Genomic DNA, 21,983 nt, shown 5'->3' with positions numbered 1-21,983 from the left:
ACATAGTAAAAGACTAAAACTATCATAATAGGTATATTAATCAATAAATAACCATCTAATTTTTGCAATAAACCATAATAATTATATCTGCTAAAACGTGATTGCAACGGAATTAAAAATGAAACAGAAAAAAATAAAAACATTAGCCAAATTGGTATTTTTTGCCCTTGTCGCCATGCCATTAATTGCACAAGGAAAACCAACAAAATCAACTTCATTGGGCGAAACCGCAAAAACAAACACAGTTCAAGAAAATACTAGCAAAATCACCAATACTGACAATAAAACAACTCCTGATTCAAGCAATACCGTTGCGAGCATGGAATCAGCAGTAAATGAGAAAGTAGTAAATGAGAATATAGATGCTCAGAGCCATAACACAAAAAAAATTGACAATACAATAGTAAAACCTAAATGGCTAGTTCGCAGTACCTTGGCGTATTATGATGGCGATAGCAACGATCTTGTTACTGCTGGGCTCGGTTTTACGCCATTATCAACCAGTAGTATCACGCCTGACGTTGAAATTCCGACCAAACCACACTTTCAAGAACGCCGTCAAGCCAAGCTAAATCGCTATATTGATACTAAAATTGGGGAAGGATCACTATTTGGTTTTAGGAAGCAAGAATTAACACCTTTATTTGACGGCAAATTTGCAGGCACCGAAATAACAGCCGTACAAAGAAATGATGGCGTAGGTATGTTGTTACAAATCCCAATAGACTTTAATAAACATAAGCCCTGCATTGTTGCAGTTCCAGCTAGTGATTCGGACGGGATATTAAATGCCAAAGATGTCCAAATTCGTGGATTATGGGGACTTCGTCACAACTGCGCAGTGGTCTATAATGACAAAGGATTAGGCAACGGTATTTATGATATGGAACACAAAGTTGGCTTTACCGTATGGGGAGAAGTACAAACTGGTAATATCTTATTTTATACTTCAATTGATAATAAAGAAAAATACATAAAAAAATACCCGCATCGCTATGCGGTAAAACAGTTGCACTCAAAACTAAATGCCGAAGCCCGCTGGGGTGAGCATGTATTAAAATCCATAGAATTTGCCTTTTATGAACTCAATAGTATGTTTTCACCTAATGATCAAGCTATCTTTAACAAAGATAACACCCTTGTTTTAGTCTATGGCGCAAGCGATGGTGGTGGAGCAGCATTAAAAGCCGGCGAATTAGATGACCAAAATATGATTGATGGTATTGTTGCGGTCAATCCACAAATTCAACCAAAACTTGATAATACCCCTGTCTCGATCAAGATAGGCGATAGCAAATCACACAAACTACAAGCCAGATCCATTGCCAATTACAGTGCTTATGGCGCATTATATATACCATGTGCAATCCCAGCAATAAAAGCACATAAAAATGATTCTTACGTGCCGTATGCCGATTACTTTCTTTATTCACAAGAACGCTGTAACGCCCTTAAAAAAGCAAAATTACTCACCACAGGCACGCCCAAAGAAGCACTAGAAAAACTACACAAATATGGTTGGACACCAGAAATGGATATCCAGCTACCGTATTTTTACTATACTGAATCTATCGGACTGCCTTACCAATATATTAGCGCATATGGTAAATACGATGTCACCGAAAATATGTGTAACTTTTCAGTGGCAAGCACTCAGCAAAATCCAATTAATTATACAGGTAAGGTTGCACCATTAGAGGAAATATCGTTTCAGCAAATATGGGGAATGGCCAACGGGCATTTACCGCTGTGGAATGGACCGAATGCAACTATTTTGGATCTTGTTGAAAACGAGGATCTCAATACACCAAGGCGAGAGTTCTATTCTAGCTCTCAAACGAAGGGGATAGTTGATTATGGTACTAAAGGATCTATTTGTGTTTATAAAAAATCACAAGAGCCACGCGTTGAACAAGGTATAAAACAAGTTAGCGCTTCTGGCAACTTACATGGCATAAAAACCTTTATTATACATGGACGTAATAATGTTAAACAACTATCAAACTACACATCGCGCCCTTATGTGGCATTAAATAGTTTAGTTGAAGGAAGTCAGTCACAACTGCGATATATTGAAGTTGAAAACGCTAGTTACTTAGATGGTAGGCCACCGTTTGACAATACCTTATTACCGATTGATTATTATGGTGAAGACGCCATTGAATGGTTATGGGCTAACTTAACCAACAAAGCAACATTACCTGTAAGCCAAGTTGTGCGCACAAAACCTCGAGGTGGTAAAAGTGGCTATGCCCCACAAGTAACAAACAAAAATCTAAAACCGATTAGCCAATTGCCAAATCGTAAGGATGTTATCCAAATAAACGATGGTAAACTAATATTACCTAATTAATCGAAAAATACTCACCGCTATCGGCTTAAGCTACAGTGTATAAAACTTAAACCGATAGCACTAAATCCAACTTAGTTAATGCCTTGTTTTACTGTTAAACAAATTTTAGGATATAACAAAAAAAACAGCGCCTCTAATTGGCCATAATGTTGTTTGATATCAATAATCGTTTCTTCTAGCAAATATAATTTCGGTCGCCGCTGTGCCATACCAGCTAACACGTCGCCAACAAAATCGAGAGATGCATAATTTTCGAGCCACAACCCACGCCACATCGCATTCATAAAGTGCTGATAATCAACTGGATAAGCGCTAATATATGGTTGGATATGCGCTTTGGTTACTTCATTAAATTGAGCTACACTAGGCAACAGCCCATAGCTATCCCAATGCTTTGACAAGAAATGATCCCATACAATATCCAATGTAATGGCAGCAACGCGCTGATACGATTGACGGAACAGTAATTTAGCTTGTTTAACTTCAAGCAGGTTATCAGTCAAGCTATCAATTTTTCGGTGCAACATAATGCCATCAGCAATATCAGTATCATAAATTAAATACGGATCACCTTTAACAAAATCGGCCACAGTATTACCAATTAACGAACTATGTGCTAACGTGGCCAAATGTAAATGAGCAAGAATATTCATAAAAAAGCAACCGCTAATTATTCACGATGTTTAAATTCACCTTCGGCAAAACCTTCTCGCCAATAGCTAGTAATATGAAAAGCATCCGGCGGTAAATGTGTATATTTATCCTTAACCGCATGGCGAAGAGCTTGTGCTAGCGAGCGCTCCATTCCTCCCCAAAACAGCAGTTTACCTTGCCTTGATAAATTAGCGTTGATTACCGCATTAATTAATTGATGGGGATTATCTGGATTTTGTACTAGCCAACAAACTTCAATATTTTTATTGTCTGATAATGAAACAATATCATTTTTATGATTTACTTCAATGAAGGCAAAAGCTTTATGCTTTTTAGGTAGATGCTCAAGCGTATAACAGATCGCTGGCATGGCTGAAACATCCCCCATTAACACCAAACAATCATCAGTAAACTGCAATTTACTGGCAGCACCAATCAAACCAATTTGATCCCCAATCTTAGCTTTTTGTGACCAAACCGACGCTAAACCAGTCTGATGAATAGCAAAATCGACAAAAAACTCATTATTAGCACATTCAAACTCACGCACACTATAACTACGAATAAGTCGGCGTAATTTATCGTCAACAACGATTTTATTATTATCATCAAACTTGGGAAATTCTATTTTACCAGTTAAAGGATCAGGAAATAACAATTTTAAGTAAGGACAAATCCATAAAGGATTAATATCAACTTGCTTATTACAACTAAATTGGACACGAATAAAACTAGGCGAGATTTTTTCAACATTTAATACTGTGAGTAATGCATTAACAATAGCTTTTTTATTTACTTTGATTTTATTATTTTTTTCATCCATAGCATTGCACCTTATAGTGATTAATATTAAGAATCATCATACAATAAAAAATGTTAGAGTTATGCTATTTTTACAATTGAAAAAGGCAGATCAGCTTGTTCCACGCCAAAGCAGCAAAACAAGCTCAAGTCAAAAAATAGGTAAACAAAAATAGGTAAACAAAGTTAAAACGTTAGTGCACCAAAAGCACTACACCAATCGTCATCAAACTTAGTGATTGCCGCATCGACTGCTGGATCAGAAATAAACAGTTCAGCCACATCTATGGGCAAAGTAATCGATTGGCATCCAGCCAGCATACAATCTAACGCTTGTCTCGGTGTTCTAAAACTGGCAGCTAATACCATTGACTGTGGGCAATGCAAATCTAACAATTTTTGTAATTCTTGTACAGTATCTTTGCTACTTCCACCTTGAGCATCAATACGATTAACATAAGGCGCAATATATTTAGCGCCCGCTAATGCTGCTAAAAACCCCTGCCCTGCGCCATAAACAGCAGTACCTAAGGTTGGAATACCTTGCAGGGTGAGTTCTTTGATTGCCATCAACCCTTGCGCATTAACGGGAATTTTTGTCACAATCGATGGCACTGCTTTTCTTAGCTGATGCGCTTCTTTTATCATCTCTTTAGCATTGCTTGATAATACTTGCGCAAATAACAGTTTATCAGCACCCAGCACGTCTTGTAATTCAGCCAATAATGAAAAAATAGACTTACCTGCTTTTGCCACAATACTAGGATTGGTGGTTACACCATTAATTGGCAACACTTTAGCTAAACGCTTAATGGCCGTAACATCAGCGGTATCTAGATATAGTTCCATGGTTCACTCCTAATTCAGATCAATCATCATCTATTAACTTAGAACAACATTTTTATACTAAACATCATTTTTATACTAAACATAGTAAAAAAAAATCACCCAACCGCCTAGAAGACGTTTTTGCCATTTACTGGATTTATATACGCTAGATGAAAAATTTAGACTTAGATCACACAATCATAAATTAAAAATAGCCTATTAAATAAAAAATAATTTATGTTGATTTCATATTTTTTATATCTGTATATAATCTCAACAATTGCGCACAACTTGATTTATCATCAATTTAATCTTATGACAGATTTCATTAACAACAAATTAACTAAGTTAGTCAATCACCCGCTAACAATCAATCACATCTATTTCGCTAATAACAGCAATTGTGCCCCTTTACATGCCTATCAAGTCGATTTTCCTAGAATTGAGATCGTCTTAGATGGTAAACAAAAAATGCTATGGGCTAATAACGACGGCAACGTACTTGAAAAAGTACTTTCAACCAACGATTTACTTTATATCGCTGCTCACAGCTGGAACAAACCCATTTGGCAAGCCCCATCCACCTTATTAACTATTTTATTTGGCAAACAGCAAATTGCTATAACACTATTACATTGGGATGGCAGACAATTGATTCCCCATGGGCAAGCCAATATCCCAAGGCGTGGTCCTCGGGTTGGATCATTTATTATTCAAGCACTGACCGAGTTAACTCGGTATAACCAGCCGAGCAAACAAAATAAAACAGCTTATCACCTTATTCACAGTTTACTTAGCAACACCCTTGATTTGCTAAATGTCGATATTAAAACATCATCCAAAACTACCAGTCTTTTTGAGGCGATTCGCCAATACATTGATACGCATTTTCGTGAAGATGTTACGCGTGATTTTTTAGCCGATATGTTTTACATTTCGCCCAATTACTTATCACATCTATTTCAACGCGAAGGTAAAATAGGATTAAATGAATATCTTAATCAAATTCGCTTAGAATATGCAAAATCACTATTGAAAGATTATGATCTAAATATAAAAGAAATTGCTCAAGCATCAGGATTTAAAGATAGTAATTATTTTTGTCGGATTTTTAAAAAAAAGACAGATCGAACCCCAACTGAGTATCGGCGACAGTATCATAGTAAACTAATGATGAAGTCAGCTAGCATAAAATAGGTTTTGATAGATATAAATTAGTATTGAATAAGCTATTTGTTGTTAACTTCCAAACTTTTGATATTCAGCGATAATGCCAAAACTGGCACAAAACACCGCAAATAGTTATTTTTAGACTAAATTTATACTCGTTTTCACACTTAAAAAATAGGTTTTAAACTTATAAAAGTCGTTCAGAAAAGTAATTGATTTTATTGAAGTTTTTACCCACCATTACACTTACCCATTTATTTTGTTATTTCTATTTTGTCGTTATCATTGAGTAAAATTTTAGGTTTGTTATGCTTACATAATCTCATTATAAAAAAATCCGAGTTAGTTACTGAAAATGTCTTAACTCGGATGCACTAAAATTACGCAACAAAAATTAATCTAATTTAGGATGCTGATCGACTAAGTTTTGGCGCTGTTCTTGCAATGTTTCAATCTGTTCATCAATATCTTCGACCTTATGTTCAATCGAATCAAAATGTTCTGATAAAATTTCTTTTGCTTCTGACCGATCAGATGCCGCAGGCGTTCCGCCACGCAATGGTCGATTAGCGGTTTCTTTCATTTTTATGCCAGTAAGTAAACCAACTAATGCCACAGCCATTAGATAATAAGCTGGCATATATAAATTATGACTTTCTGCAACTAACCAAGCGATAACTGTTGGTGTAGCACCAGCCACCAATACCGAAATATTAAAAGATATAGCCAACGCACTGTAACGAATACTGGTTGGAAAGATAGCAGGTAAAATAGAGGCCATAACACCAGTAAAACAGTTAAGTAATATAGCCAAAATCAACAATCCTAAAAAAATAAGCCCAATAATATCGCTGTTGATCATAACAAATGCAGGATAAGCAAGAATTAATAACCCTAAGCTACCACCAATAATAAATGGCTTTCGACCGATTTTGTCGCTAATAAAACCAATCAATGGTTGCACAAATAACATACCAATCATGATGGTTATAATAATTAACACGCCATGATCTGTATCATAATTTAAATTGTGAGATAAATAACTAGGCATATAGGTTAATAGCATGTAATAAGTCACATTGGTCACAATCACCAGCCCTACACAAATAAGCAAACTCCGCCAGTATTTTGTAATGATCTGTTTAAATGTCATTTTAGGTTGATTTTCAATATGATTGCGATCATTATGATCCATTAAATCAGTATGCTGTTGAAATGCAGGCGTTTCATCTAATGCATGACGTAAATAAAGCCCAATCAATCCTAATGGTAGGGCAAATAAAAATGGAATTCGCCATCCCCAGTTATGAAACACTTCTTTGCCAAGAATGCTTGATAACAATACCACTAAACCCGCACCCACTAAAAAACCAGCAATAGAACCAAAATCTAACCAGCTCCCCATAAAACCACGTTTGCGGTCTGGCGAATACTCGGCAACAAATATCGCTGCGCCAGAATATTCACCGCCAATTGAAAACCCTTGCGCAAATTTAGCTAACAATAATAACACCGGCGCAGCAATGCCAATTGAAGCGTAAGAAGGAATTAAGCCAATACAAAAAGTACTTAACGACATAATGATGATAGTGATGGATAGTACTTTTTGGCGTCCAAATTTATCACCAAGCATACCAAAAACCACCCCACCTAATGGTCTGACCAAAAACGGCACCGAAAACGTGGCTAATGCCGCCACCATTTGAACACTAGGCGATGCATCAGGAAAAAACACTTGCCCTAGCACATAAGCTAAAAAGCCATACACACCAAAATCAAACCACTCCATCGCATTACCGAGCGCTGCTGCAGTAATGGCTTTTTTTAATTTGTTATCATCAATTATGGTAATATCGTTAATATTTAATGGTTTGTTTTTGGATCTTTTTGTCTTTTTCATAAAATACCGCCTGTTTACATGCAAAGAATAAAAAAGGAATGATGCAACAAGGTAAACGGTTACCTTTTAATACACAAAGAACGTACTTTTTAGATTACACATTAAAAATGTGTTTATCAGCTAATTAAAATTGAAGCAAAAATACAGCAAAGATAAAAAATGAGGATAATAAAAAAGCAAAAACCGATGTTTTATTGTCTATCTTGATTTCTACTAAATAACAACAAAACAATTCCTTTTTGTGAAAATTGAGTGCTAACTATAGCAAAATAACATGATATTGTAAATATTCGGCTAATTAACCAACTAATACTAAATATTTTACACACTATTTTATGCTGAGTTAGCGATTTATCTTTTTGAGCAAAAATAGATCCCAATGACAATGAATATGATCGAAACAATATGGAAATACGCAACTTGTGTATGTAAAAAGACAATACTGAAAATGCCTGCTGACAAAGGAATAATGTGAGTATATATTTGCCCTCGTGTTGCACCAATAGCCACAATGCCTCTATTCCAAAATAAATAAGAAAGCCAAGATGCAAAAACGGCAATATACAATAAGCCAAGCAAAAAACTCGTATCAGTATAATGAGCAAGGTTCTCAATAGGATGAAAATAAAAATAGACTAACGCAATAGGCAACAACATTACCGAGCCTAATACGGCACTCACAGTCACAAAGGCATTACCTGATATCGATTTATCTTTTAACCGTAAAAATGCGCTATAGCAAGCCCAGCTTATTGCTGATGCCATCGCCCATAAATCACCTTTATTAATATTGCTGAGCTCACTTAAATTGGCGATATTTCCTTGCAGAATAAGATAAATAACCCCCATAGTACTGAACAAAACGCCTAAAATATTATTTTTTGAAATTGCATCATTAAATAGTAATTTATTCATTACTAAAACCATTCCAGGTGTGGCTGACAAATAAATTGACGCATTAAGCGATGAGGTATATTGAAGCCCAATATATAGCGCTAATGGAAATATAATTTGACCAAAAATAGCTAGCAAACATATTGGCCAGATTGACTTTTTAATTTTGGATAAGTCGCTACGCACTTGGCTATGATAAAGGCACAATAGTAACAGCGCAGTAATAACCCAACGTCCTTCAGATATCACCATGGGATCGGCTTGGGTAACTAAAACTCGCCCCACCACATAATTACCGCCCCAAAAACAAGCCGCTAATGTCAGCAATAAATATGGCATGATAATACCTTTGAATATTAAACAACACTGTGATAGTGATATTATATACCTAAAAATAATAAGAAATAACTTTTTTGAGAACAAATGCTTTACTCATCGTAAAGATTGTAAAGCAGGTTATTTATTATTAAGTTTTTCAAATTGCAACGATAACATCAGTTTAATCTAGAATCCTTACTTGTTATCATCTAAAATGAATAAAAACTAACAAAGGTAATGACTATGCGTTGGAGAGACCAAAGAGAAAGCGATAATATTGAAGATCGTCGCTCACAATCGATTGGTGATTCAGGTGCTCGAATCCCTATTGGTGGTAAAGGTAAAGTTGCGTTATTGCTGGTGGTATTAGTTGCTGGCTATTATGGTGTTGATTTAACAGGGCTACTAAATTCAGATCTTATTGACACAAATAGCACTGAACAAAGCTCAAACCAATATTCAATTAATGATGAAGATGCTGCCAAATTTACATCAATCATTTTAGCAAGCACTGAAGATTATTGGCATCAAGAATTTCAACATTTAGGTAAAACCTACACTCCTCCTAAATTAGTGCTTTATAATGGCGCAACCCAAACATCTTGCGGTATGGGTAAAGCTTTTATGGGACCATTTTATTGCAGTATTGATAAAACTGTTTACCTTGATACTTCGTTCTATCAAGAGTTAAAACTACGGCTGGGCGGTGGAGGTGATTTTGCACAGGGTTACGTAATCGCTCACGAAATTGGTCATCATGTGCAAAATTTGCTTGGAACATTTGACCAAGTGGAACGGTTAAAGCAAGGCCAAGCAAATATCGATAATAAATTATCCGTTAAGTTAGAATTGCAAGCCGATTGCTATGCGGGGATGTGGGGGAATGCCATGCAAAAAGAGAATATTCTTGAAGTTGGCGATATTGAACAAGCGTTAAACACTGCAAAAGCCATTGGCGATGACCGCTTACAACAGCAAAGCGAGGGGCGCATTGTACCCGATAGCTTTACACATGGCACATCTGAACAACGTTACACGTGGTTTAAACGTGGGTTTGATAGTGGTGCAATCAACCAATGCAATACCTTTACGGAATAGATAATAAAAGGCGAATAGGCTATGCGTTAATGATTACTTATTAACTTTGGTTACTCGTTCGCCTTTAATTGACTTGGCTAGCAGTGTCTTTTTTAACCAACATGCAAAATAACAACGATATTGCCACCATAATCAATGCAACCCAATAAATAATCTTATGCCCATAAATATCAGATAACACCCCTTGCAACATTCCAGCTATAATTACGCCAAAAATGACACCATTATTAAATAAAGTCGATGCGACCCCCATTCGAGTTGGCAATAGATCCTGAAAGTAAATAATACCAATATTTGCAACAATCCCAATAAATAATGCATTAAAAAGTTGTAGTATTAATAAAGCATATTTATCAGTGCAAAGAATCAAACCAGTATAAAAAATTAGCCCACAAGTAATCGCAATAAAAAACAGATTTCGTTTACCTAAATAAGGCACTAAATATCCAGCGATGAGCATTACTGGAATTTCAATACCCGCAGCTAGCCCCATTAATACGCCAGGTAAAGAATCTGGCAAATGTAAGACTTCATCAACATAAAGTGGCATATCGATGATATACATCATATTCGCAGCCCACATAAATACAGTAGATAACAGTAAACATAGCACATTTCTGTTCTGCCAAAGTGGTTGATTTGCTACTTTTAGATCTAGGTTGTTATTTATTGATGAGGTAGGATTTTTTTCAACTGAAGGTAAAAATACAGCAACAAATAGCATCGCCACCATAAACATACCCATGGCAGCTAAATACATTGCCGTAAAACCAAAATTAATAGCCAAACCAAATGAGATTGGTGGACCAAACACCCAAGCCAATGAAAGTTGAGCCCGAATAAGCGAATTAAATGCCACAACATTACGCCCTGTTTTAACAGCATATTCACGCGCTAATGCAAAAATTTGTGGCATAGCAGCCGACGATAACGCCGCAAATAAAACGCCCAAGGTAATTAATATCAAATAATGGCGCGTAAACGCAAAAGTGATACTGTTAGCTACGCCCATTAAACAGCAGAAGATAACAATATAACGCCTATCGCCTTTTTTGTCGGAATATTTAGCCAATAGGAAACTCCCCACAATACTAGCTAAGGCATTAACCGAGAAAAAAAGCCCAACCAGACGCGAATTAACATTAACATCGAAAGTTAAAAACCGACTTAATGTGGGGGCTTGTAAAGCACCAGCAATTCCAACAACAAATGTAGTGACTAAAAAAGCAACAAAAATAACGCTTTGCTTTTGGCGAAACGAAGAGATATTAGTCATAAAAATACACTGAAGAATTAGATTAAAGGGATTTGGACCAATTATATACTTAAATTTAATATAAACGTAATAAAATTAAAAATAAATAAGGCAACGTATTTTTCCTCACTTTACTGATAAATATGCCTTTAGATTTTGCTACTTTTATTAATATAGGATTTATTATGTTTATATGGTAATGATAACTCTGTTTGCAAAAATGGCGGGGCATTAAGAATTAGTCACACCAGATTGTAAAAATTAAAGAAGTAATGATCACCACTTATCGTTATACTAAAATTTAGAAAAAACTTAAATTATTGATATTTCGTATAAATAAAATCCTTCCTCCGTAAGATAAAAAACCTGTTTGTTATTTGGATTAGCAATAATAGGCGTTATTAAAAATGAACGAAGATCATCATGATTAATTGTATATTGAATAAAATCAATAAGTTGATTTTTTAATGCTTTCACAACATGCCCTTTGCATATAGCTTTTTTACCTTTATAGTAAATTAGGTTATGTGCTATGTAAAAGCTATCACTTTGAAATAGATGAACAAAATTTGAAAAAGATTGCGTAAATAAAGTTAAATTTCCATTGCATACGATATCTAACATATTAAGAAATATATGCTGTTTTTCTGCTCCTAATATAAATTCTTTTGGGTTTAACTTTTCAAATGCGTAATAATTTTTCATTGGGTTATTTGTGTTTTTTATGATATTAACAATTATAATATATTAAGCCGTTATAATGTTTTTATTCATTGCAATAAAGTACACAAAATAGTCGTAAAATAAGCTTAAATAGTCACATTGAATACTGCATCTTACCATGAAAATAGTGTTCATTGATTTTGTTGCATTACTGTTGGTTTACAAATATTTCCATCGCTAATCCATTCACTAAAAACATTTTAATCTGCCAAGATTCTCTATCAATTTATATTAATCTATAAATGCGTTGAAAAAGAATATAGGTAATAAGTAGTAGCCCCCACTATGGTAAATTCATCAAGCGTTGTTCTTTCATTTATGTGTTTAGGTAATATTATGTAGAACTTGCAATTAACTTCTTTAATCTTCTAATTTCATTAATTAATTTTGGTATATCTTGTCGAGCATGAGCAATAAATTCTTGATCGGCAATCGTTGCACCAATAAGTTCAATATCTTCACCGCGGTTATTTTTATCACCTGTCATAATAAAATTACTGCCACTGTTATGATCGCGACCTTCAAGATAAGAGATCCAAGGACCTGTCGTTGCTTTCTCACATCGCATTTGTATCAGTTTTAATTCATCATCAGATAGATTAGTCGTTTGTTGCATAATCAACCTCATTGGCAAATTGATGATAGTGGATATTATTTTTTAGTTAATTGCATTTTTAGCTTTCTTATTTCAGGAGTTAGCGCAAAACAGTCCGCTAATGGTTCGTCAGATAATGACCAATACTCAATTAGTTCCATATGATAATTATAATCCTGCAATAAAAGTTTTAGGGCTTGATTAATCGTTAAGGTGGATACACTAATACCTGATGAAACTAAATCATTCGTGACATCCAGTATCAAAGTCATTAATATACGTTTTTGTGTTTTTGAATAAGTTGAATGAGTATAAGCACGAATATATCTATCTAACCATTCTTCGGTTCGGTATTGCTCTGGCAATTCATACGCCCAATCTTGAGTGAATTTATCACCACTTGGTAAATGTAAATCATGACATAGTTTTTTTAGTTCATACATCTTGCTTAATTTTAGATTTTAACGGTTATGTTGCTGATAATTACGTTACTTATAATTAAGTTAATTAGCCAAGATTCAGCACAATATTTTTTGACTACAACTTCATTATGCTAACTTAATTCCAATTCGGAGCATTAAAGTATATTAATTCAAGTAATTAGCTAAATGATATTATTTTAATAATATTTGAAAGCATTGCAAATTTTTCACATGATCTTTTACAAAGAAGGGATTACTTTTTGATCACATTCTATTCCTAATAGCAAACTTTCTTTATAAAAATGCGATTTCTGCAGCACCTATTTTTACTATTGACATGTTTTTCATTTTAATACCTATACTATGTTCACTATCCTCTGACCACGCAAACATTAAGCCGTACTCATCTTTTTCATCTAACAAGATGTAAATTTTAGTTAATGAAATTTGTGATAGCGCTTTATTACCATCTTGATTATAAACTTGAGAGATATAAGTCGTCATTTCATTATTGATGATGTTGTATAATTCAATTTGATGGGATGTAATGAAATCAATAGCATCTTTCATTTGCTTGTTATACTCAAATGATTCCAAATAAATAACTGGGATAGGTTGCTGGCCAAAGCGGGGCAAAATAATATCTACTGCGATGCCTTCGTCTTCGACAACATAGCTTATGGTGTTTTGGCTATTTTTCTTTTTCATTTATTGTTCTTTATTCGCTTTGACAACAGGCTATAAATTAGAGCTAATCATAGCAAAGGTGGAATTATAGTACTCCTGATTGAATTATTTTTTGTTTTTTTCCTCCCCATTCGTCATCAATCATATAGTGTGCGGCGATTGGGGTTGAGGTAGCTACAAAAGTAAATTTATAAAAAACTTCATCACTTTCACAAATTTCATAATACAGCGAATACAATGGCGCACTTAATGGTAAGTCAATGGTAAACTTTTCTGTAGCAGAGGCAACTTCAACGCTATATTCATGATGGGTGTAAAAAGGAATAGCAATACATCGTAAGGTTTGAGTATCTATTGTAAAACTATCTGCTAATGTTAAAAAAACATTTGCGCCGAAAGTATCATCAGGTAACGGATCAAAAATGGCATAATCACGATGAATCACTGCACCTTGCTCAATGTTTTTCTGCCCCCACTGCGACAACGTTTCACAATACGGTTTGGATCTGACTAAAATTTGACTATTTGATATTAACAAATCCACAATTTGTTGGTTATTTTGCCTCATAAATAATACTCGCGTTTACATTTGATAAAATCATCAAATCAAAAATAATATTTATTATAAGTAATATATATTATCAATATTTGGCTTATTGTAGAATGACATTCTATGTTAGGATTGTTATTGCTAATTCTTAGATAAAACAAGGTTAATTGGGTTATTTAATTCAATAGTTATTTTAAAATTAGCGCTGGATTGTACTATAAGGAAATTGTTAGGTAGTTCAATTGCATTAATAAATGGATTTGATGTTTCAAAATAGATCACCCATTTTAAAGCATTTTCTGGTGTTAAGTAGGCGATAAAACCTTCAGAGCCATAACTCCCCTCTCCCAAATAGCAGTTATTGCCATCATTTAGGGTTATTTTTTTGATGATATCAATACTAGTTATATTATCAGGATCTTCGCTCAAAAAAAGATTCAAATTGAATGGCTTCCCCTTTTTTATAAATAATTGGGGATAAAATTGGGTTGCAAAAGAAATTGAATCACCAGTGGCAAAGTAAATGCCATCTTTTATCGGTAGTGTTTGCCTATCCCATAACGCCAATATTTTGGTCATCTAATCATCCTTTAATACTTATAAATAGATATCAAAAAGCATTTTGTTGTATGTACCCTGAAATACTCGTTTTATACAATTGTTATTAATTATCATTACCTGATTTATATGGAATATTAATGAAGTTAACTTTTTGTTTTTCAAATTTTCCTTTATATTGCTTTAAAGTTGAATGATTAACTACACTGTATTTATCTAACTCATGATACAAAGTGCCATCATCCTCCCAAGAACATAATGGGCAAACATCGTATTGCCCTTGATGTTCTAAGGTTAAATAGCTACAACATGGGCATATATGCAAAATATCTTCATCTCCAATAATAGTGATAGGTTCATTATATAAATCACTAATGTATTTTTTTAAATAGTGATTAGAATATCCTTTCAGCTTAATATCAATAAAATAGTCCAATAAAAATGTTTGAACGGCACCATCAAAAATACTTGTATATGTTAAAGATTGACCATGCTCATCAAGGTAATCAGCAAAGAGAATATTCTCAATCTCTTTTGTTGGATATTGTATAATCATATTAATAGCTAATTGTGTTAAAGCAAGTTTACGGCTAAGTGTTTTCATTGCAAATGCCCTATCATTATTCTATTTCTCACGTATAAATTAACCTATCTATTTCATGATGTTATGCAAAATTAAATGTTGTTTAATATGTCACAATTAAAGTTACTTTGATTTAGGTTCATCTATTTAAAACCAATCTTTTGATATCATTAAATATGTTGTAAAGCTTCAATGTGATTTTCCTTCATCATAGATAGTATTAAGTTTTATTGTGGCTGAAATTCTCTAATTTAAACAAAAGATAGTCATATAATTTTTCCGCAAAAAAACTAGCATGTTCACTTTTTACTATTAAATTAAAAAAATAATATTGATCATACAACTCATCAATCATAGGGTCGGAAAGCATAAAAAACTCAAGGTATGCTAAATATAATTTTTTTATATCATTAGAGATTTCTTCTAAAGAAATATGATAATTTGTTATATCATAAAAAATATTAGTGTATTGATTATTAATCTTACTTAACTCTATAAAAGGAGCCCGCTTTTTCTCACAAAGCGCCCAATGAAGAGCCCTTGCCTTATCATTGCTATAAATAAATTTCATAATTTATAGAAAGTCCTCACGTTGTTTATAGTAAGTTGAAAAACGATTAGGGTTGGAATCTACATAATAAAACAAAATTAATATCCTATCATCAATAAGACATAGGGTAATTACATCACAAAAATAACGATTATAGATTTAGCTAAATGTTTGGTAAACTAGCCATTTATAATGACTAAAAAAACTAAACAACTAATCCAACTCAACTACAACATACTTGCTCAACTCATTTTTAATTGATCCTCCTTATTTAACACATAATGAAAATAAAAATAATTTCCTTTTTTATTTTTTAGCGTACAATCAAAATCATCCACTCACGTAGGTAATGTTATGTTATACAATAACAAATACATACACCATCATAGTTGTCATGGTAATTGTCAAAATATAGCGCACAATCATATACAGATACCTGATGATATAAATTGTCATCAAGAATCCACGCCTTGTTGCGGAGGAGATACACATACTACCAAATCCCAAAGTCGCTTTGACGATCCTCCAGAAGATCCTGATAGGCAAAGCCAACATGTTAAATTAACATGGAAAATAGCCGGTATGGATTGTGCCAGTTGCGCTCAAAAAATTGAAAATGGTTTAAAAACCTTACCCAATGTTAGCCAAACAAAGATGATATTTTCTACCGAAAAATTAATGGTTTTTGTTCCCAAAAAAAATCAGGAAATTATTCAATTAATTGAAAATAAAGTTATCGAGTTGGGTTATAAACCTATTTTCGAGCCTTCCAATAACCATTCGCATCATCACGATCATCATCATTTTGACAAAAAGGCACTAATCCCTTTAGTTGTATTAGGAACTTTAATTGTGATGAGTTATATCCTGTTATTATGTAATCAAACCGTTGGCGAATATGCATTTATGGCAACGGCAATAATAGGGTTAATTCCTATTTTGAAAGAAGCATGGATTTTAACACGTAATGGTACACCATTTGCTATTGAGTCGTTGATGAGTGTGTCGGCTATTGGTGCATTATTTATTGGTGCAGCAGAAGAAGCCACCATGGTCATTTTTTTATTTATGATTGGTGAAATGCTGGAAAGCATAGCAACAAATAAAGCCAAAACGGGGATATCATCACTTGCTAAATTAATGCCAGAAGAAACTGTGATAATTATTGATGGCGAACGAAAAACTGTTGCTAGCCATAGTTTAAAACCCAATGATATTATTGAAATTTCATCGGGTGGACGTTTACCCGCCGATGTCATTTTAATAAGCGAACAAGCCAATATAGATGAAAGCGCATTAACAGGGGAATCTATCCCGATTAATTATCTTTCTGGTGATAAGATTTTGGCGGGATCGCTAGTGGTTGATAATACGATTCAACTTAAAGTAGTTTCAGAAGTTGGACAAAATGCGGTTGATCGCATTTTACAACTCATTGAAGATGCCGAAGAGCGCAAAGCGCCTATTGAACGTTTTATTGATAAATTTAGCCGCTATTACACGCCAGCAATTGCTTTGTTTGCACTATTAGTAATTATTGTGCCACCATTATTACTTAATTCTGATTGGTATACTTGGTTTTATCGTGGCTTGACACTATTATTAATTGGATGCCCTTGTGCACTAGTTATATCAACACCAGCGGTAATAACATCGGCTTTATCTAATGCCGCAAAACAAGGAGTGCTAATTAAAGGTGGTGCAGCTTTAGAGCATATTGGTTCTGTTAAATTGATTGCGTTTGATAAAACAGGCACCTTAACCAAAGGTCAACCACAAGTAACCGATGTAATTAATCAAGGTATAACAAAAAAACAGTTATTAACATTAGTTGCTGCAATTGAAAGTGGGTCACATCATCCCATAGCTAAGGCGATTGTTGATTATGCATTACAAAATCAACTAAGCATTAATGAGGCTAATAATCGTAAAGCTATTGCAGGAGTTGGTATTCAAGGCGAAGTGGATCACAAGACTTTTTATATTGTTTCACCAAACAAAGTAGCAACCGTTTCACTACCTTTAAATAATGAACACGCCCAAATCATTGAGGAGCTTGAAAATGCAGGTAAAACAGTGGTAGTTGCAGTGACAAGTCAACAATTGATAGGCATTATTGCATTGCAAGATGTATTGCGTTCAGATGCAATTACGACAATGAATGAACTTGATCGGCTTGGACTCAAATCTTTAATGTTAACAGGAGATAATGCACGAGCAGCTAAAGCCATTGCCTCTCAATTAAAAATGGACTATCGCGCCGAGCTATTACCAACCGATAAATTGGTTGAAATTGAAAGAATTCGTAATACCATGCCAATTGCTATGGTGGGCGATGGTATTAACGATTCACCAGCAATGAAAGCCGCAACGGTTAGCATTGCTATGGGAGGAGGTACAGATGTTGCATTAGAAACTGCCGATGCCGCATTAACTAAAAATAGCTTGTCTAGTTTACCTAAATTAATTCATTTAACACGCTTTGCCCGTCGTAATATTAAACAAAATATTACGATTGCATTAGGGGTTAAGTTAGTATTTTTAATTACTAGCTTATTTGGCTTTACTGGATTATGGCTCGCTGTGTTAGCCGACTCAGGCACAACTGCGATTGTGACGGCAAATGCTCTTCGAGTTTTAAGATTTAAAAATAAAAGTTAACAACTTTATTATTTAACCTATTTCGCTTAAAAAAAGTGGAATAGGTTTCTCATGTTTTTTGAAAATTATCATTCATCACTTCTTAAAGATATTTCACCACCAATATAAGCGTCGATTTTACCATTTTTTTCTAACATTAGGGCGCCTTGCTCATTGATGCCTTTAGCAACCCCACGAATGATGTTTTCGCCAATTAATAGTTTTATTGGACGATTAGTAAAGTTGTCTAATCTATTCCAATCGTTAATAAATGGCGTTAAACCATATTTTTCAAATTCCGTTAATTTACTTTTTAAGGCCTTAGCAATCTGTGCAACTAACAAATTACGATTAATATTACCTAAATTAGCCCATTTTTGGTTAACAATATTAATATCTGGATTAGTCATAGTTAAATTGACACCAACACCAATGACAACATGAGCACAATCCCCCGTTTTCCCTGCTAATTCAACTAAAATACCTGCTAGCTTTTGATCATTAAGATAAAGGTCATTTGGCCATTTAACTTTGATATCTTGACCTGATAATGCACGTAAAGTGTCTGCAATAACGATACCAACAACTAAACTTAGCCCCATTGCTGCCGCTATACCTTGATCTAACCGCCAATACATCGAAAAGTAAATATTACTACCAAACGGAGAAAACCATTTACGTCCTCGTCTTCCTCTCGCTTTTGATTGAAATTCAGCTGCACAGCAATTACCAGACGTGAGTTGATCAATGCGATCGAGCAGATATTGGTTAGTCGAATCAATAATTGGCAATATTTCGCAATGACTATTTGACTGGTAATACTGGTCAATTTTAGCTTTATTGAGTAAATCCAGAGGAGATGCAAGGCAATAACCTTTGCCTTGCACTGACGTTAGCGTTATTCCCCATTCACGCAACTGTTTAATATATTTATTAATACCAGCGCGAGTTATACCAAATACATCTGCCAACTCTTCGCCTGAATGAAACTGTCCATCAGAGAGTATTTCAATTAATTTAAGTGGATTTTTGTAACTGCGCATCCGTTCCTCTTTTTTTAGCTAACAAAATTATGAAGTATAACGAAATTATAGCAAAACTGACAAATAAATAAGCATTACTGGTTTTATCCATGATAAGTGCTATTAGTGCAGGAGCAATTAAACTACCCAAAGTATTGGTTAACAGCATAGCTTGATTCATCGCCACAATATTTTGTTTTTTTACACACGAACAGGCCCAAGCCATGGATATTGGATAAATAGTGTAAATGGTTGCACCTAATAAAATAATCGCCAAAACACCAAACCAATTAAATATTAGCATTACGCATGCGGTTAGCATTAACAATGACTCAACCAGCAATATAATTTGCCGTCCAAATTTGTCAGCACACCAGTTAGCTGGCATTTGCGCAGCCACTCCAGATAGAATAAGTAAAATCATCCAATTAGCAACTTGAATATCACTATAACCTAGATGCGAATAATAAACGGGTAAGAGCGAATATAACGATCCAATTAACATACCTGCAATAACGCAACCAATAAGCCCAATACGTGAAGGTTTATTTAATATCATTGGCATGATATTAAAACTGCTGCTCTTTCTTTTTGGTAATTTATAATGAGTGAGCAAAATAAATAAAATTGCTAATCCCATTAATAATGTAATAACCAATCCAAAATACAATACATCTTGTGGAAAGTACTGTAATAGAGCCTGCCCAAGAACTGTTCCTAAATAGTAAGTAGTTAAATAAACTGCCAGCATTTTACCGCGAGTACGCACACTGCCAGTAACTAATATGCAACTTTCAATGACTACCCAAGTGACAGCACAAGCAATGCCAATAAAAAACCGCCACACTATCCAGCTATAAAAATTCATTGAAAAACCTAGACCAATTGTTGCTATTGCAAAAATAATGCAACTATAAGTGTATGTGTAACGAGCATTGAATTTACTAATAAACCAGTTGGCAAAAATAGTACCAATCAAGTTGCCAGTAAAATAACTTGAACCCACAAAACCAATTTGCCCGAGCGAAAACTCATTACGCACTAACCACAGCGGCACTTGCGTATTTAATGCTGACAATGAGATTGTCACAAAGAGTAAACTAGTTAATAAAATCGGAAATGAATACGAACGTTTCATAGTGTTATTGAGTTTAATTTATGGACTAAATTTGCAATCAATTATAATTTTTGCTAATTACAAATAATTGTCTGCATCAATTTCGCCCGTGTTGCCGATAAACCGGATTTCTGGCGATAAATTCACCAAGAACTTTTGTAAAACGCTTTTTTTAATAAAGCGTGCTAATTCAACCACATCTTCCGCTGTTGCGTGACTTTTATTAACTAATACCAACGCTTGTTGTTGATGCACAGCAGCACCACCTATTTGATATCCTTTTAGATCACATTGCTCAATAAGCCAGCCAGCGGCTAATTTTGTTTGATGATGATCTTGTGGATATATTGGCATGTTTGGATAAATTTCAAGTAGCTTGTCTGCCACAATTTTATCGACTACAGGATTTTTAAAAAAACTGCCTCCATTGCCAAGCACTTTTGGATCGGGCAATTTACTGCGCCGAATGTCACACACTTTATCAAATATTATTTTTGCCGTAACACTTTTAGGGTCAAAGTTTTGTAATTCTCCATAAGTTAAAACTGGTTGCCAATCTTTTGGTAACTTGATTCCGACATTAATAACCGCATAGCCTTGCAAATACGCTTTTTTGAAGATACTTTCACGATATCCATATTGACCATCGGTGACAGTGATAATTTTACCTGTAGCAAGCTCAAGCAGTTCCACATAATCAGCAACTTTTTGAAACTCAACACCGTAAGCGCCAATATTTTGAATGGGCGCAGATCCAACACAACCAGGAATCAATGCAAGGTTTTCTAGCCCTGATATATTTTGTTCGATAGTTGTTGACACTAAATCGTGCCAAATTTCACCAGCCCCCACTTTTAAATGCCATGCTTGTTCAGTTTCGGTTATGGTCATCCCTTTGATTCGATTAACAATAACAATACCATCAAAGTCACAAGTAAAAAGCGAATTACTACCTTCACCAATAATCATAATGGGCAAATTTTGGGAGTTATCTTGCCAAACTTGTTGTAATTGCTCAACGGTGGTTACAGTAATAACTTTTAGTGCAAAAACAGTAAGACCAAAAGTGTTAGGAATTTTTTGTTTCATTGATAACTACCTTTTTATTTTTGTATATATGCCCAAAAATGAATCTATTTTATATGTTATTTTTTTATAGCTTGGAATTTTTCGTATTTAGCAACTATATTACCACATTGGGTAATCTTATTTTATTAATTATTTAAGCGTGGGTTGCGCAGAATTTGTATAAATTTGCTATTGAA

Annotated in this window: 21 protein-coding genes; 4 read left to right on the top strand and 17 right to left on the bottom strand. The window is 34.3% G+C overall.

Going from position 1 to position 21,983, the window contains the following annotated elements; translation table 11 throughout:
* Positions 1 to 118 precede the first annotated feature (118 nt).
* Positions 119 to 2,353 carry a 3-hydroxybutyrate oligomer hydrolase family protein gene (locus tag A9G28_RS08285; protein WP_065580361.1) on the top strand — a complete coding sequence of 745 codons (2,235 nt, stop codon included), beginning with the start codon at positions 119 to 121 and terminating at the stop codon, positions 2,351 to 2,353.
* A gap of 71 nt (positions 2,354 to 2,424) precedes the next feature.
* On the opposite strand, the gene A9G28_RS08280 is transcribed toward A9G28_RS08285, so the two are convergent.
* The 3 genes from A9G28_RS08280 to fsa form a co-directional block, all read right to left on the bottom strand.
* On the bottom strand, positions 2,425 to 3,006 hold the full coding sequence (locus tag A9G28_RS08280; protein WP_065580360.1) for an acyl carrier protein phosphodiesterase: 582 nt from the start codon (positions 3,004 to 3,006) through the stop codon (positions 2,425 to 2,427).
* A gap of 17 nt (positions 3,007 to 3,023) precedes the next feature.
* The gene (locus A9G28_RS08275; RefSeq protein WP_065580359.1) at positions 3,024 to 3,830 is read right to left on the bottom strand and encodes a siderophore-interacting protein; all 807 of its coding nucleotides are present in this window, start codon (positions 3,828 to 3,830) and stop codon (positions 3,024 to 3,026) included.
* A 164-nt stretch (positions 3,831 to 3,994) separates the two neighbouring features.
* Entirely contained in the window at positions 3,995 to 4,657 is a 663-nt protein-coding gene (gene fsa, locus A9G28_RS08270; protein WP_065580358.1) for a fructose-6-phosphate aldolase, read from the bottom strand.
* 294 nt (positions 4,658 to 4,951) lie between these two features.
* Here fsa and A9G28_RS08265 point away from each other — a divergent pair, with 294 nt between their 5' ends.
* Entirely contained in the window at positions 4,952 to 5,833 is an 882-nt protein-coding gene (locus A9G28_RS08265; RefSeq protein WP_065580369.1) for a helix-turn-helix domain-containing protein, read from the top strand.
* A 367-nt stretch (positions 5,834 to 6,200) separates the two neighbouring features.
* Here A9G28_RS08265 and proP read toward each other — a convergent pair whose 3' ends face one another.
* Entirely contained in the window at positions 6,201 to 7,706 is a 1,506-nt protein-coding gene (gene proP, locus A9G28_RS08260; RefSeq protein WP_065568098.1) for a glycine betaine/L-proline transporter ProP, read from the bottom strand.
* A 351-nt stretch (positions 7,707 to 8,057) separates the two neighbouring features.
* Positions 8,058 to 8,939: a DMT family transporter gene (locus A9G28_RS08255; protein ID WP_065580357.1), complete on the bottom strand. Its 882-nt coding sequence runs from the start codon at positions 8,937 to 8,939 to the stop codon at positions 8,058 to 8,060.
* Positions 8,940 to 9,161: 222 nt separating this feature from the next.
* On the opposite strand from A9G28_RS08255, the gene ypfJ reads away from it, so the two are divergent.
* Positions 9,162 to 10,016, top strand: coding sequence for a KPN_02809 family neutral zinc metallopeptidase (gene ypfJ, locus A9G28_RS08250; protein WP_065568100.1), 855 nt, complete (start codon positions 9,162 to 9,164; stop codon positions 10,014 to 10,016).
* A gap of 64 nt (positions 10,017 to 10,080) precedes the next feature.
* On the opposite strand, the gene A9G28_RS08245 is transcribed toward ypfJ, so the two are convergent.
* The 9 genes from A9G28_RS08245 to A9G28_RS08205 form a co-directional block, all read right to left on the bottom strand.
* Entirely contained in the window at positions 10,081 to 11,292 is a 1,212-nt protein-coding gene (locus A9G28_RS08245) for an MFS transporter (RefSeq protein ID WP_065580356.1), read from the bottom strand.
* Between the two features lie 291 nt (positions 11,293 to 11,583).
* The gene (locus A9G28_RS08240) at positions 11,584 to 11,976 is read right to left on the bottom strand and encodes a hypothetical protein (RefSeq protein WP_065580355.1); all 393 of its coding nucleotides are present in this window, start codon (positions 11,974 to 11,976) and stop codon (positions 11,584 to 11,586) included.
* 352 nt (positions 11,977 to 12,328) lie between these two features.
* A complete protein-coding gene (locus A9G28_RS08235) occupies positions 12,329 to 12,610 on the bottom strand; it encodes a hypothetical protein (RefSeq protein WP_065580354.1) in 282 nt (93 codons plus the stop codon).
* Between the two features lie 35 nt (positions 12,611 to 12,645).
* On the bottom strand, positions 12,646 to 13,032 hold the full coding sequence (locus A9G28_RS08230; RefSeq protein ID WP_065580353.1) for a hypothetical protein: 387 nt from the start codon (positions 13,030 to 13,032) through the stop codon (positions 12,646 to 12,648).
* 273 nt (positions 13,033 to 13,305) lie between these two features.
* Entirely contained in the window at positions 13,306 to 13,719 is a 414-nt protein-coding gene (locus tag A9G28_RS08225; RefSeq protein WP_065580352.1) for a hypothetical protein, read from the bottom strand.
* 64 nt (positions 13,720 to 13,783) lie between these two features.
* Positions 13,784 to 14,266, bottom strand: coding sequence for a competence protein ComJ (gene comJ, locus A9G28_RS08220; protein ID WP_065580351.1), 483 nt, complete (start codon positions 14,264 to 14,266; stop codon positions 13,784 to 13,786).
* A gap of 123 nt (positions 14,267 to 14,389) precedes the next feature.
* Entirely contained in the window at positions 14,390 to 14,827 is a 438-nt protein-coding gene (locus A9G28_RS08215) for a hypothetical protein (protein WP_065580350.1), read from the bottom strand.
* Between the two features lie 85 nt (positions 14,828 to 14,912).
* Complete coding sequence (locus A9G28_RS08210; RefSeq protein WP_065580349.1) at positions 14,913 to 15,410, bottom strand: CPCC family cysteine-rich protein; 498 nt, start codon at positions 15,408 to 15,410, stop codon at positions 14,913 to 14,915.
* Positions 15,411 to 15,609: 199 nt separating this feature from the next.
* Complete coding sequence (locus tag A9G28_RS08205) at positions 15,610 to 15,960, bottom strand: hypothetical protein (RefSeq protein WP_065580348.1); 351 nt, start codon at positions 15,958 to 15,960, stop codon at positions 15,610 to 15,612.
* 333 nt (positions 15,961 to 16,293) lie between these two features.
* Here A9G28_RS08205 and A9G28_RS08200 point away from each other — a divergent pair, with 333 nt between their 5' ends.
* Positions 16,294 to 18,600, top strand: a complete 2,307-nt coding sequence (locus tag A9G28_RS08200; protein ID WP_065580347.1) for a zinc/cadmium/mercury/lead-transporting ATPase — start codon at positions 16,294 to 16,296, stop codon at positions 18,598 to 18,600.
* Positions 18,601 to 18,668: 68 nt separating this feature from the next.
* Here the strand turns inward: A9G28_RS08200 and birA are convergent, their stop codons facing one another.
* From birA to murB, 3 genes are read right to left on the bottom strand one after another with little or no spacing between them, the layout of a single operon-like run.
* Positions 18,669 to 19,622 carry a bifunctional biotin--[acetyl-CoA-carboxylase] ligase/biotin operon repressor BirA gene (gene birA, locus A9G28_RS08195; protein ID WP_065580346.1) on the bottom strand — a complete coding sequence of 318 codons (954 nt, stop codon included), beginning with the start codon at positions 19,620 to 19,622 and terminating at the stop codon, positions 18,669 to 18,671.
* The gene (locus A9G28_RS08190) at positions 19,597 to 20,739 is read right to left on the bottom strand and encodes an MFS transporter (RefSeq protein WP_065568112.1); all 1,143 of its coding nucleotides are present in this window, start codon (positions 20,737 to 20,739) and stop codon (positions 19,597 to 19,599) included. The genes birA and A9G28_RS08190 overlap by 26 nt, the downstream gene beginning before the upstream one ends.
* A 57-nt stretch (positions 20,740 to 20,796) precedes the next feature.
* Positions 20,797 to 21,807 carry a UDP-N-acetylmuramate dehydrogenase gene (gene murB, locus A9G28_RS08185; protein WP_065568113.1) on the bottom strand — a complete coding sequence of 337 codons (1,011 nt, stop codon included), beginning with the start codon at positions 21,805 to 21,807 and terminating at the stop codon, positions 20,797 to 20,799.
* Between the last annotated feature and the right edge of the window lie 176 nt (positions 21,808 to 21,983).

The organism is Gilliamella sp. Fer1-1, assembly GCF_001690825.1.
In the GTDB taxonomy this organism is placed as follows: Bacteria; Pseudomonadota; Gammaproteobacteria; order Enterobacterales; family Orbaceae; genus Gilliamella; species Gilliamella apicola_C.
Note: the sequence above shows the minus strand (reverse complement) of the source record. Positions and strands in the feature narration are given on the sequence as shown.